The following is a 13,128-nucleotide window of genomic DNA, read 5'->3' on the forward strand; positions in this document are numbered from 1 at the left end:
AAATTAAAGAGCATTTAGCATTTATTGAAGACTTTTTTAAATTCTAATTTTCATACCTAAATTAATTTACCTTTAAAATTTTTATATTTATGGTAAAGAAATTTAGCTACTCCATCCCTATCATTAGAGGGAATAATTCCAGTGGCAATATCCTTCAATGGTTTGTAAGCATTTTCAACTGCATACCTTTCATCCGCTAATTCAAAAAGAGATTTATCATTTAAGTTATCTCCAAAACAAATAAGTTCATTAATCTTTAAATAATCTTTCAAAAATTCTGCAGCAGATTTTTTATTAGCATAGGAATTCGTAACCTCCAGCCAGAAAAAACCTTTTGAATAAATTTCTTCTGTATAATGGCAGGTAGCATCTATAGTATTTTTAAATAATCTATAAGAATAATCTAATTGACTTCTTTTTTCTATGGCAAATATATTTATAATATTGTATTCTCCAATCTTTGAAAAATCCTTTACTATAGTGAGTCTCTTATCCTCTTGTCTTTTTCGCGAATTTATATATATTCTCTGACCTTCATTAAAAATACCTTTATAAAATATTTTTTTATTTCCATTAAAATCTATTCCAGATACAAAAGGAGAAATTTTCTTTAAACTATAATGCCTTAAAATAAACTCAACTATACTTTTATCTAAATAATTTTCTCTGATATTTTTATTCAAAGAAGGATCATATATAAAAGATCCATTATTTAAAATTATAGGTAAATTCAAATTCAGTGGCTTTAATATATTTTTTGAAGCCTCATAGGATCTGGCAGTAGCAACAGTGAATTTTATACCCAGTGCTATTAATTTATTTACAATTCTAATGGAATACTCACTTATAACCTGCTCTGAATTTAACAATGTTCCATCTAAATCTGAAATATATAAAGTCAAAATATTTTCCTCCAATTTAATTAAATCATCAATATTGAATTTAGGTACATTCTTTATTTCATTGTAATTTATCTTTATTATATTCTAGCATAAATAATTGCTCTACATACATTAGAGTATTTTATTGTATTAAAAAAGTGGATATCAAGAAATAAAATGCCATTTAAACATATTTAATCTTAATATCCTAAAATACATAAATATATTACACCTTTATGCTTTAAAAGTAAAATTATCTATAAGCCTAGTTATTCCTATATATACTGCAATTGCAACTAAAATAGAAGAATGTATACTCTGTACAGGTTTCAAGCTTAAACTATCCACAATTTCAATATAATCTATCCTGACTAAAGGCTCTAAGCTTAACTTTTCAGTAATTATATCCCTTATTTTATCCGCATTTCTTTCTCCTGAATTTAAAGCCTTTTTAGCTAAAACAAGACTTTTATTTAATATAGAAGCTGCCTTCCTTTCTTTTAAAGAGAGATAAGTATTTCTTGAACTTTTTGCAAGACCATCAAATTCTCTCACTATAGGACAGCCTACTATTTCTATATCAAAATTTAAATCTTCTACCATTTTCTTTATAACTGCAAGCTGCTGTGCATCTTTTTCACCAAAATAGGCCCTATCAGGAGTTACAATATTAAATAATTTTGAAACTACCAAACAAACTCCCCCAAAATGAACAGGTCTTTTTGCACCACATAACCCTTCTGTCAAACCATTTACATTTACAACAGTACTTGCATCTTTATAATACATCTCTGAAGGTTCTGGATTAAATATTAAATTAGCCCCAGCTTTTTTACACAAAATCTCATCTCTATTTATATCTCTAGGATAGGATCCTAAATCTTCATTTTTGCCAAATTGTGTAGGATTTACAAATACACTAACTACTACCTTGTCATTTTCTTCTGCCGCCCTTTTAATAAGACTTTCATGACCTTCATGCAAAAATCCCATAGTTGGTACAAGACCAATAGTAAAGCCTGCTTTTTTCCATTTTTTTATCTTCCTTCTCACTTCTTCTACTGTCTGTACTCTTTCTATATTACTATATTTTTTTAATACAACCGTTTCCATTTTATACACCTTCTTTAATACAACTTATCTATAATACTATCATCTATTTTAAAGCTGTGTTTTTCATCAGGAAAAATACCCTCTTTAACTTCAGTAATATAATCTTTAAATGCTTTTCTTATAACCTCTCCTGCATTTCCATAAGATTTCACAAACTTAGGTCTAAAATCGGAAAATAATCCCAACATATCCTGATATACCAGTATTTGTCCATCACAATACTTTCCTGCACCTATTCCTATAGTAGGTATAGACACTGTTTCTGTAATAATTTTAGCCAATTTATAAGGTATTCCTTCCAAAACAATAGAAAAAGCTCCTGCTTCTTCAAGTCTTTTTGCATCTTCAATTATATTTTTTGCCTTAGATTCATCCTTGCCCTGAACTTTAAAGCCACCAAATACATTAACAGACTGAGGGGTAAGACCTATATGTCCCATTACAGGAATTTGAGCTTTAACAATGGCTTTTACCTGTTCATACACTGAAACACCCCCTTCAAGTTTTACAGCTCCTGCCAATCCTTCCTGGATTATTCTTCCTGCATTTTTTACAGCATCATATACTGAGGTTTGATATGACATAAAGGGCATATCTCCAACTACAAGTGCATTCTCTGCCCCTCTTGTAACTGCTTTTATATGGTGAAGCATATCTTCCATAGTAACACTTAAAGTATCCTTATATCCCAGACATACCATTCCCAGAGAATCACCTACTAAAATACCATTGATGCCAGACTGATCCATGAGTTTAGCCATAGAATAATCATAGGCAGTAAGCATTGTAATCTTTTCATTATTAAGCTTTGCATTAACAAAAGTAGAAACATTATTTTTCATGACATTCCGTACCTCCAAGTTCATTTTTTATTTTATTCCATTTTGTTCCCCCATGTTTTTTTTCCGATAAATCTACTAGATTTAAAGATAATATTCTATATAAATTTTTATGTGCCTCTGGTATAACTTCAAGATGATGTCTAATAGTCTCTATATCCCCACGCTCCACAGGACCAGTTAATGCATTTATAAAACCCTTGTTCTTTATATTAGTTAAATTATTGTCAATCAAAGGCATAAGTGCAGTAATTGCATCATCTTTATTAATACCACAGTCTTCTAAATACGCACATCCTATATTCAATAGAGAAAGCACTAAATTAGAAACTGTCACATTAGCAAGGTGATATAAGGGTTTTTTGCTTTTATCCAGTACAATAATTTTATTGCCCATTTTTTCAAAAAGCCCTTTTAAAGCTGTAATATAAGTATTATGTCCTTCAATGGAAAAATAAATCTTATATAATGTTTTATAGGTATTAAACTTATCTGAAAAAGCACACATGGGATGGATAGAATATCCGAATGCTCCTAAAGTGTCAATATCTGAAAAGATTGAAGAGGACAAAGAACCACTTGAATGGCAGATTATTTTATCTTTTAGTTTGTATTTTTTTATTTTATTCCATATTTCTTTTATAATATCATCAGGGGTTGTTATAAAAATAACATTACAATCTTCTATTAAGGTTTCCAGTTCTTCATAATAATTGCTGGATGTAAAATCAGCGGCTTCTTTTGCTGAACCTTTACTTTTACTGTAATAACCTTTCAATTTTAATCCATTAACAGAAAAATATTTACCCAAGGTTACTCCTACTCTACCAGCTCCAACAAAACCAATATTAAATTCCATGGCATCACCATCTCTTTACAATACAAAAATACAAACAAAATTTTAAAATCAAATCGTAACCTGTCTCTTTCAAAAATTGATATGAGCAGAATATAAGTTATTAACACTTATGGTGCAGCTCAAAATGATACTACCCAAAGTTATTTTAGCACACATTAAATTTCTATTCAAGTACTTATATTTTGTTTAATTTCACGGTATAGTATGTTTAAAGTCCAGATAGAGAAAAGCATTTCTTATAGGGGTAATACCCCATAGCCATCAAGCTAAGCCATATTAGATAATAATGGACTCTCATTAGGGACTATATTTTACTAATATTGTTTGACTTCTATGAGTACCGATAATATATTATTAAGTATACATTAGTATTTAAACAATTTTATGGCATAACAAAAAAAGCCATGTATGGGGTGGGAAAAATTACAATTATATTCAGTTAATTTACGAAGATAATTTAAACTATGCCGATTTATGCTACGATTTTAGTCCTCTCTAATATTCGTTTACAACGAATTCCTAAAATATCAAAAACAGTTTTCTTGTCTTTCCTATGAGCTTTCACACCATTTTTAACTACATTTTCAAACACTAATTTTATAAGTTCAAAATATAGTCTTTCAATATATCCATAGACTATCTGAGAAACTTTCATTTCACTGACTTCAAGTCCTTTGTTTTCTACAGCCAGAGTCCTCATTTTAAACATCACAGTAGAACTCAAGAGCAGCAAAATGAGCTTCTCATAAAGCTGACATTGAAACCGTTCTATTTTAACTGGCCTTACAATCTGTACATGAAATATAGATTTCCATGTTTTAAATATTATTTCCACCTGCCAGCGTAATGAATAAAACTCATGAACTTGTTCTGTACTTAAAACTTGTCCATCAATATTCATTATATAAATAGATATACCCAACAATCCAATTGTTGTAGCACTCTTTTGAATACCTTTCTTTTTAGAATTTTTCTCGCATTTTTCTGTTCTTTTTTTCAATTGTTCTTTTGTTAGTTTATATAAAATAAGTCTGGTTTTTAACTTCTTTTCCTTGCTTATATAGGCATCCTTAATTTCATAGCGTTCCTCATCTTCCATCTGTTTCATAATGTCAGAAATATAAATTCTTTTAAAGAGGCCTGATTTTTTAGGGGTGCCATTCTTATAATACTCCATATCATTATTTTCTATATATACTGCTATATTAGGTTTGAGTCTTGATATATAAAAGGCTTTTTTCTTCTCCATATCCAAAAAATCTTCAAAGCTAAAATATCCAGATCTCTTAATATAAGCTCCCCTGCTTTGATGCTATCTCTTACCTTGCTTCCAAAAGTATTATCATTTTCTGAACCAGCGCCCTACTTCTAAATTAATAAAATTTCCTGATCTTAATTCATATTCAAGTCGTATTTTTACCCCTGAAGGTTGAGAGCACCCACCAGAACCCGGATAAGTATCTTTATATCTTTCTGGTACTTGGAAAGCAGTAGAATCAAGTATTCTTATCCGTTTAAAATGCTTATCCCATGCACTTTTTACACAAGTATTTTTTATTATTGTCTGACGTAATAGTTTTTCAAAAATCTTCTTTAAAAACTCCACACATGCTCTATTTAAACGTTGATCTAATGCCTGACTAGAAATAACTACACCTATTTTGGCACTAAGTTTTGTACATAAAATGACGGGTGTATTATGAGCAACCTCTACATCCATAAAACAGCATAGACAAACGAATTGCCATGCTTCAATTTTGCCTTTTCTTTTCACAAAACCTGTTTCTCTTGCTATTTCTTCAATTTCCTCTTTTGAAAAACATTCTTTGAGCTCATCTCCTAAATGTTTTATATTTTCATCCAATGTTAATTTCTCTTCTTCTATCATTTGTAAGTTTCTCCCTTATGATATAATATTTATAAGAAAATAAAAGATTTTTAGTTAGCCACCTTCCAGGTTTTATTTCTCACAAAGAGGTCATTGCGATTAATTGACAACAGAAGAGGTGGCACAATGAGTGATGATATTGTTATTACATCTATAGTACGGGTACAGCCGACATACATGTAAAAATAGGCCACATACTGGAATTAATCTCCACAATGTTGCCTATTTTTATTTCATTAGTAACTGGTGAACATTATTAGAATAATGAGAAATTAGCATAAATGAGTAAATCTTTTATAAATGCTTAAAACATTATTTGCTTTAAAATTGATTATCTATTCTACTTATGCTATAGTGAATGTATAATAGTTTAAGGAGTGATTTCATGTCATTATCATACACCCTATTAGGTTTGCTAAATTATGCTTCTATGACTGGTTATGATTTGAAAAAGATTTTCGATGATTCTATTAACTTTTTTTGGTCGGCTCAAACAAGTCAAATTTATCGTGAATTAAAAACATTAGAGGAAAAAGGTTACATAGTTTCTGTAGTAAAACCAAGTGATAAGGGTCCATCTAAGCGTATATATAGCATTACTGAACAAGGGTTATCTTACCTGAAAGAATGGCTTACTAATGTCCCTGATGAAATAAACGAGGATAACCGTAATGCTTTTTTATCGAGAGTTTTTTTATCCTCAAATGTAGGTTTTGAAGAATTATTTTTTCAGCTTCAAGAAAGATTAAAAAAGTATAAAAGAGATTATGAAAGCCTTAAATCAGTTGAAAATAAACTTGGAGAATATCTACAAATGTTTGATAGAAAGGATGAAGTTTATTATTGGAAAATAGCACTTAGTAGAGGTTTTCATGATGTTGAATCTCACATTCATTGGGCTGAAGAAAGTTTAGATTATATTCGAGAAATAATTAATAATAAGAAAAGTGAGGATAGTTAAATATAATGAAAAAAAAACGTTTAATTACAATAATATCTATACTTGTAATGATAATTTTAATTTGTTTAGGAAGTTTTATTTATAAAAGTGTTACGTCAATTTCAGAAATATTTCGTTTAAACAGCAAACTTCAAGCTGAAGGCTACTATATGGGGCAATTTGAATTTAAAATGCTTGGATGTGCTTATTATCTCGACAAGGGACATTACATAACAGCATTTTCTAAATTGAATCAAATACATAAGCAGTTAGAGACTAAAGAAGGTTTAATAAAAGTTCCGAAATTCACTAGCAAAAAAGAGGAATTTGAGTTTTATATTGGTCTACAAAATCCTAAAACGGGGGCGTTTATGGATAACTCTTACCCACTTTTTACATATATTGGCTCAACTTTAAACATGATTAAGCATCTTGAATCTTTATCAGATGATACAGGTCAGCCTATAAAACTTAAATATCCAATTAAATTTTTGGATGAAATCAATTCACCTGAAAAGCTAAAGCCCTTTTTAGATGACTTATCTACAATTGGGTTTATAGCATCTAAACTTCCAAGAACACCTTATGTTGAAATAGCTGAACTATGCTATTATAACGACTTTGAACATACTAATTTATACACTTTTTCTCCTGAGTGGAAACAAGCACTCTTACAATGGCTATACAATAATCAAGATAGTAAAACAGGCTTTTGGGGTCCAAGATTAAGGAGCAACGGAAAGCTTTTAGATTCTGGGGACTTAGGATCTACTTTCCATATTATCAAGTTGTTTGTAAATGAAAATGGAGACAACATACATAGTGAGTTTCCTTTACGCTATAATAATGAGATAATAACAACAGCCATTAATAAACTTTCTCAGCCTGCACCTAAAGATGCAAATTTGAGTGAACTACATGACTGGAACTTAACAAGGTATCAAGGAATAAGCTTGATTACAAATTATTTGTGGCAAGGCATTTCCACTGAAAATAAAAATAAATCTAAGGAATTCATGGAGAATATCGTAAGAAATAAATTCGAAAAATATTATATTGAAAGTGAAGGAGGTTTCAGTTACTATCCTGGATTAGCAGAGGCTACTTTAGATGGTACTGGAGATGCATTATCTTTACTTAGAATTGTTGGTGCATTATCTCTGAACAGGCAAAAGCAATTATGGACAACTCCAACGAATAACATCATAGACTTAGGCGTGTACAAAATTTCAGAGTTAAAGGAAAATGACTTTACTTCAATTAAAAAATTCCAAGACATAAATTCATTACGTTTATATAGTAGTGAACCAGGTCCAGATGATTATTTATCTAATGTTGTTGGTATTATTTATCCTAAAAAGACATCAGTCCTTGATATTATGGACTTGTTGCTAAGAGTAACTCAATGGGTTAGTACAACATCACAGAGCATGGGAAACTGGACAACAAAAGAACAGATTATACAAGACCTTTCTACTGTAAAAATATCATCTGTTCAAGTTTTAAATAGAAATAATTTTCTTAAACAAGCAAATGGACTGCTAAATAATAACGGGAAATTGATCGTAATTGGATTTGATATTCTCCAAGTACCAAAATACAAAATAACATTTTATATTAAATAAACATTTAATATCTCTTAATAATTTTAGTAAAAAATTAAATGAAGTTTTATACCATATAAATTTAATAGCCATTACTTAAATTAACCCGTTGAGCTAAAAGATGAATTTTCATAACCAGAATATATAATCCATAATAAAATAGTATAGTATTCCTAAAAATTCTAGAATATATATTTATATATTTAAGAAAATTTAATCAAATATCAATTCTTTGATTTTTGATATATTTGGATTAATATTTAGTGTTTTATTGATAAAATAGCACAGATTGTGAACTAAAATTTTATTTGTTATTCTGCTTATTAATCCCCAAATAGATTTGGCAAGTACTCTTTGTATACTTAGATGAATGGATAATTGAGAAAAAGTTGTTTCAATTCTCCGTCTTGCTTTAAATATTAATTGCCTGAATCCTTTTGGAAATTGATTTGTATCTTTCTTTCTCTTTATTGTAACAAGGTTGATATTTCTGTCAGATTGTAAATGTTGCTAGTCAATTTAACTAGCACAACGGGTTAATTTAATTATGAAATATCTATACCATTTTTTAATATAGCATTTTTCATACTAATACCTTTTGTATTTGAAGGTCAACCAAGGTATAACTTTCCTGTATTATTTTTACTTGCAATATGTACAACTAATTATATAGAAAAAATATTTAATTTTATAAAAAACAATCAACTTATAACAAATTTAATTGGAAGATTCCGTTTAAATTGATATACTCAGCAGAAACTTCATGGGGTAATGGAAGGGTATAACTGATGTGTACTGCAAAGTAAATGAAATTAATTTGTATAGTAAAAGCTATAAGGGATGTAGCCAACATTTCCGACATATCTATACTTCACCTTATGAAAGCAGCTTACTTAGCCAACTTCAACGTTACTAATATGTACTCAATGTAGTGTTAGAAATGCCTCCAAGATTTGAAGTTGGAGGCTAACTTTTATCATAAATTTTTCCCTGTAAATACATAACTACTTTGCCCCTGGTTACAGAGCTGCTGGTATTACCCCTTATAAGCAAACTCCACCTGAACTTTAGAATCACTTGATAAATATTCCTTAAGCAAATACATCAACTATATTATCAGAATTATTCCCAGTAGTATTTGTTTTATTAGTATTGTTATTTTCCATTATTTCTGACTTTATATTATTCATAGAAATTTCACTTTTTGATACTTTTTGTGATTGCATTTGCTGAATTTGTGATTCAATTTGCTGTAATTGCGCTTGTAACTGCTGAATTTTAGCCTGTTTTATCTGCTCATCATCATCACTTGCACTTTCTTCTTGTATTTGCTGCTTAATACTAGCTGCTTGCTTTTCTAACTGGCTTGTATCACTACCGCTATTATATGAAGTTATAGTTGTACTGGTTGACATAGAAGAAATTGATGAAATATTCATATTAATACCTCCTAAAAATTTCATTATTATATTCCTTTAGGTAAATTTACTATATTAATATTAATATTTCCTTAAAATTTATATCTTTGTCGAAGATACAAACTAAAATTTTTTAAAATTATAATGTTCTTAATATATTTATCAGAATTCTATCTTTACTAACATCCTCAGCTTCTTCGAAGTGGGAATGAGTAATGCTACGCCCTTTATAGATTCTCTAATTTTATAAGTTCTTTAAGGTTTAAATGGAAAAAACATTCCCTATGAGTAAATTCTATCTGAACCTATGAATTACTTGATTTAACACAGCCATCATACTGTCTATATTTATTACAAATACACTGACTGCAATTCTCTTTATTATTAAAATCACTGCAAAGTTTATAACTACCTCCCTCTATTTTTAATATTTTCCCATTTACTAGGCTTTTTGCTATCTTTCTACGGGCATCATCATATATTCTTTGTATAGTAGACCGTGCCACTCCCATTACACTTGCGCTTTCTTCTTGATTTAATCCTTCCAAATCCATAAGCCTTATAGCTTCGTATTCTTCTACAGTCATTACTATTGATTCATTTATACATTTTGATACATCTACAGGCCCAAATTTGCTGATTTGTGGCAATTTACAGACTTTTCTCCATTTTCTCGGCCTTGCCATTTTATCACCTCTTTAGTTTTATCATACCAGAATATTATAATGCAATTCTTGACTTTTTTACATACTAAAATAAGAGGTGAACAATCACCTCTTACAAAATTATCCGAACGCTAGAATTAGCTAACACCCCTAATTTCTTCAAAGATGGGGAATAAGCACTGCTATGCGCCTGGATAAGTTCTTCTAAGATTCACTTGATAAATTCTTTTTTAAAGCCTCAGTAAGTAGTGGTACAATTTCATATAAATCTCCTACGATACCATAATCTGCATTTGAAAATATAGGAGCATTTTCGTCTATGTTTATAGCAGTTATAATTCCAGCATTTTCAATACCTTTTAAATGTTGAACTTGTCCTGATATACCAATGGCAAGATAAAATGTCCCACTGAATTTCTGTCCCGATATACCTACATAATGATCAAGTGGCAGCCACTCTCTTTCCTCAGCCACAGGCCTGGAGCAGCCAAGTTCAGCACCAATCGTATCCGCTAGGGATTGTATTAAAGGCAAGTCCTTTTTATCCTTTAAGCCCATTCCTATACTGCATACTTTATCTGCATCTCTGATACTTCCTCCAGAAATTACAGTTCTACTAATATTTATATTTTCACTTTTAATATAATTTAAAAATGCATCTACCTTTTCTTTTGGAGAGCCTTCTTTTATAATAACCCTCCTACGGTTTCCCGTTATAGGTTTTGCTTTATTAACTTTATTCTCTTTATTTTCCTCAATGGGTTCTTTTTTAGGTTTGCCTAAAATATCACTGGAGATAATAAGTTTTTGAATCTCATTAGTTCCTTCATATATTGTACAGATCTTAGCATCACGGTACATACGCTCTACAGGGAAACCTTTAATAAAACCTGAACCACCATATATTTGTACTGCATCATTAACAACTTCCAGACAAATATCAGAAGCGTACAATTTCGCCATAGCAGATTCCATTCCATAATTTTTATGTTCCTGCTTTAATACAGCTGCACTATATACCATAAATCTAGCCGCCCGAATTTTAGTAGCCATATCCGCAAGTTTAAATGCTATGGATTGTTGTCTTGAAATAGGTTTTCCGAACTGAACCCTTTCCTTGGAGTAGCTTAGTGCTTTCTCATAAGCACCCTGGGCAATTCCAAGTGCCTGTGCCGCAATACCTATTCGCCCGCCTTCCAAAGTCTGCATGGCAATTTTAAAACCTTCATTTTCTTTTCCCAAGAGATTATGTTTTGGTACCTTCAAATTTTTAAATAAAAGTTCTGCAGTAGCGGAAGAACGTATACCCATTTTATTATAATGAGTACCAAAAGTAAATCCATCCATACCCTTTTCAATAATAAAGGCACTTATCCCTTTGGTTCCCAAACCCGGAGTTGTAACTGCAAATATTACATAAGTATCTGCATAATCCGCATTTGTTATAAATACCTTAGAGCCATTTATGACATAATGATCACCTTCTAAAACTGCTGTAGTTTCTGTCTTGCCGGCATCACTTCCAGCATTAGGTTCTGTAAGACCAAAAGCAGCAATTTTTTTGCCAGAAGCCAATGGAACCAGATATTTTTCTTTTTGTTCTTTCGTTCCAAATTCCATAATAGGCCATGTTCCAAGGGATGTATGTGCAGATAATATAACACCCACACCTGCATCTACTCTTGATAATTCTTCTACAGCAATAGCATAACTTAACACATCTTTGCCAGCTCCCCCATATTCCTGGGGATAGGGAAGACCCATAATAGATAGTTCCCCCATTTCATTAACTATTTTTTCGGGGAACATATTTTTTTCATCTAGTTGAAATGCAATAGGCTCAATTTTTGTTTCTGCAAATTTTCGAACAGTGTCTCTAATCAATTGCTGTTCTTTAGTAAGTTCAAAATCCATAAAATCATCTCCCTATAATATAATTTTCAACATACATGCAAATAAGAAAAGCACATTCACTAATTACAATAATAGTTACAAGTAAATTATATCATTATGTACCTGAATTTACTATATAGTATAACTCTTAGCCTCCATATTTTAAAGCATTTGATTTTTTATCCCTATGCAGATAATCTTCAATAGCACTTCTTAAGGCTTTAACACCAAGATTAGAACAGTGTTTTTTATGATCCGGCAATCCTCCTAGGGCATCTATTATATCATCTTCTCCAATGGATAATGCCTCTTCCAAGGTTTTCTTCTTTGCTAGTTCTGTTGTCATACTGCTTGTGGCTATAGATGCAGGACATCCATAAACTAAAAAACTGATATCTTCTATTATATTGTTTTCTACTCTAATATATATATTTAATGAATCTCCACAGGATGCACCTCCAGCTTTTCCCTCACCATTTGAATCATCTATGATACCTACATTTCTAGGACACATAAAGTGCTCAATAACAGTATCTGTATATTCACTTGTAAACATACTTTTCATCCCCCTAAAATATACTACTCACACTTATTATTCTTACACCATTTTGTGCAAAAATCTGCTTTTTTACTGCATAAAACCCTTTGTGAACCACAAACAGGACAAAGAAGTCTGTCCTGTTCATAATTCACTTCATATAGTTCACCACAATCAAAACACTTGAATTTACAAAAATTAGTTGTGTAATTTCCTCCACTTATTCTTATAGCATTTCCCTGTGTCAAAGCTACAGCCACCTTTTTTCTTGCACTATCAATTATATTTTGAAAAGTCTGTCTGGATACCTGCATCTTTTCGGCACATTCTTCCTGATTCAATTCCTCAATATCTTTTAACCTCATGGCCTCAAGCTCTTCCACTTTTAAGACTGTTTCACTAATTTTGCATTTAGCCTTTCCCCAAGGTACAAAATAGGTGCTTTTAGGGAAAAATTCTACTTTCCTAAATTTTATTGGTCTTGCCATGT

At 30.6% G+C, this 13,128-nt stretch carries 13 protein-coding genes and 1 pseudogene; 2 read left to right on the plus strand and 12 right to left on the minus strand.

The features are described 5' to 3' along the window. Positions 1-56: 56 nt before the first annotated feature. From AB3K27_RS18090 to AB3K27_RS18115, 6 genes are all read right to left on the minus strand, one after another. Positions 57-902, minus strand: coding sequence for an HAD family hydrolase (locus AB3K27_RS18090; protein ID WP_368488745.1), 846 nt, complete (start codon positions 900-902; stop codon positions 57-59). Between the two features lie 213 nt (positions 903-1,115). Next, on the minus strand, positions 1,116-1,994 hold the full coding sequence (gene panC / locus AB3K27_RS18095; RefSeq protein ID WP_368488746.1) for a pantoate--beta-alanine ligase: 879 nt from the start codon (positions 1,992-1,994) through the stop codon (positions 1,116-1,118). Positions 1,995-2,008: 14 nt separating this feature from the next. Continuing rightward, a complete protein-coding gene (gene panB, locus AB3K27_RS18100; RefSeq protein WP_368488747.1) occupies positions 2,009-2,836 on the minus strand; it encodes a 3-methyl-2-oxobutanoate hydroxymethyltransferase in 828 nt (275 codons plus the stop codon). After that, positions 2,826-3,692, minus strand: coding sequence for a Rossmann-like and DUF2520 domain-containing protein (locus AB3K27_RS18105; protein ID WP_368488748.1), 867 nt, complete (start codon positions 3,690-3,692; stop codon positions 2,826-2,828). The genes panB and AB3K27_RS18105 overlap by 11 nt, the downstream gene beginning before the upstream one ends. 472 nt (positions 3,693-4,164) lie before the next feature. Continuing rightward, positions 4,165-4,983 carry a transposase gene (locus tag AB3K27_RS18110; RefSeq protein WP_368491276.1) on the minus strand — a complete coding sequence of 273 codons (819 nt, stop codon included), beginning with the start codon at positions 4,981-4,983 and terminating at the stop codon, positions 4,165-4,167. A 51-nt stretch (positions 4,984-5,034) separates the two neighbouring features. Next, positions 5,035-5,580: a hypothetical protein gene (locus AB3K27_RS18115; RefSeq protein ID WP_368488749.1), complete on the minus strand. Its 546-nt coding sequence runs from the start codon at positions 5,578-5,580 to the stop codon at positions 5,035-5,037. A gap of 385 nt (positions 5,581-5,965) precedes the next feature. Between AB3K27_RS18115 and AB3K27_RS18120 the strand changes: the two genes are divergently transcribed. Both AB3K27_RS18120 and AB3K27_RS18125 read left to right on the plus strand, forming a co-directional pair. Further along, a complete protein-coding gene (locus tag AB3K27_RS18120) occupies positions 5,966-6,541 on the plus strand; it encodes a PadR family transcriptional regulator (RefSeq protein WP_368487476.1) in 576 nt (191 codons plus the stop codon). Positions 6,542-6,546: 5 nt separating this feature from the next. Next, positions 6,547-8,145, plus strand: coding sequence for a hypothetical protein (locus tag AB3K27_RS18125; RefSeq protein WP_368487477.1), 1,599 nt, complete (start codon positions 6,547-6,549; stop codon positions 8,143-8,145). Between the two features lie 192 nt (positions 8,146-8,337). Here AB3K27_RS18125 and AB3K27_RS18130 read toward each other — a convergent pair. The 6 genes and pseudogenes from AB3K27_RS18130 to AB3K27_RS18155 all read right to left on the minus strand — a co-directional run. Further along, positions 8,338-8,613, minus strand: a pseudogene (locus tag AB3K27_RS18130) (IS982 family transposase); the annotation flags it as partial. A gap of 602 nt (positions 8,614-9,215) precedes the next feature. Continuing rightward, on the minus strand, positions 9,216-9,563 hold the full coding sequence (locus tag AB3K27_RS18135; protein WP_368488750.1) for a FlxA-like family protein: 348 nt from the start codon (positions 9,561-9,563) through the stop codon (positions 9,216-9,218). A 284-nt stretch (positions 9,564-9,847) separates the two neighbouring features. Continuing rightward, positions 9,848-10,228: a DUF134 domain-containing protein gene (locus AB3K27_RS18140; RefSeq protein WP_368488751.1), complete on the minus strand. Its 381-nt coding sequence runs from the start codon at positions 10,226-10,228 to the stop codon at positions 9,848-9,850. Positions 10,229-10,411: 183 nt separating this feature from the next. Then, a complete protein-coding gene (locus AB3K27_RS18145) occupies positions 10,412-12,121 on the minus strand; it encodes an acyl-CoA dehydrogenase family protein (RefSeq protein ID WP_368488752.1) in 1,710 nt (569 codons plus the stop codon). 127 nt (positions 12,122-12,248) lie between these two features. Continuing rightward, entirely contained in the window at positions 12,249-12,656 is a 408-nt protein-coding gene (locus tag AB3K27_RS18150; protein WP_368488753.1) for an iron-sulfur cluster assembly scaffold protein, read from the minus strand. A 23-nt stretch (positions 12,657-12,679) separates the two neighbouring features. Next, positions 12,680-13,126, minus strand: coding sequence for a DUF134 domain-containing protein (locus AB3K27_RS18155; RefSeq protein ID WP_073537709.1), 447 nt, complete (start codon positions 13,124-13,126; stop codon positions 12,680-12,682). Positions 13,127-13,128 lie beyond the last annotated feature (2 nt).

Origin of the sequence: Clostridium sp. BJN0013, from assembly GCF_040939125.1 — a bacterium.
Taxonomy (GTDB): Bacteria; Bacillota; Clostridia; order Clostridiales; family Clostridiaceae; genus Clostridium_B.

What these genes read in the sequence shown, in the direction of transcription:
- panC (WP_368488746.1), bottom strand. Translation starts at nt 1,994, where the DNA reads ATGGAAACGGTTGTATTAAAAAAATATAGTAATATAGAAAGAGTACAG.
- panB (WP_368488747.1), bottom strand. Translation starts at nt 2,836, where the DNA reads ATGAAAAATAATGTTTCTACTTTTGTTAATGCAAAGCTTAATAATGAA.
- AB3K27_RS18105 (WP_368488748.1), bottom strand. Translation starts at nt 3,692, where the DNA reads ATGGAATTTAATATTGGTTTTGTTGGAGCTGGTAGAGTAGGAGTAACC.
- AB3K27_RS18115 (WP_368488749.1), bottom strand. Translation starts at nt 5,580, where the DNA reads ATGATAGAAGAAGAGAAATTAACATTGGATGAAAATATAAAACATTTA.
- AB3K27_RS18120 (WP_368487476.1), top strand. Translation starts at nt 5,966, where the DNA reads ATGTCATTATCATACACCCTATTAGGTTTGCTAAATTATGCTTCTATG.
- AB3K27_RS18125 (WP_368487477.1), top strand. Translation starts at nt 6,547, where the DNA reads ATGAAAAAAAAACGTTTAATTACAATAATATCTATACTTGTAATGATA.
- AB3K27_RS18135 (WP_368488750.1), bottom strand. Translation starts at nt 9,563, where the DNA reads ATGAATATTTCATCAATTTCTTCTATGTCAACCAGTACAACTATAACT.
- AB3K27_RS18140 (WP_368488751.1), bottom strand. Translation starts at nt 10,228, where the DNA reads ATGGCAAGGCCGAGAAAATGGAGAAAAGTCTGTAAATTGCCACAAATC.
- AB3K27_RS18145 (WP_368488752.1), bottom strand. Translation starts at nt 12,121, where the DNA reads ATGGATTTTGAACTTACTAAAGAACAGCAATTGATTAGAGACACTGTT.
- AB3K27_RS18150 (WP_368488753.1), bottom strand. Translation starts at nt 12,656, where the DNA reads ATGTTTACAAGTGAATATACAGATACTGTTATTGAGCACTTTATGTGT.
- AB3K27_RS18155 (WP_073537709.1), bottom strand. Translation starts at nt 13,126, where the DNA reads ATGGCAAGACCAATAAAATTTAGGAAAGTAGAATTTTTCCCTAAAAGC.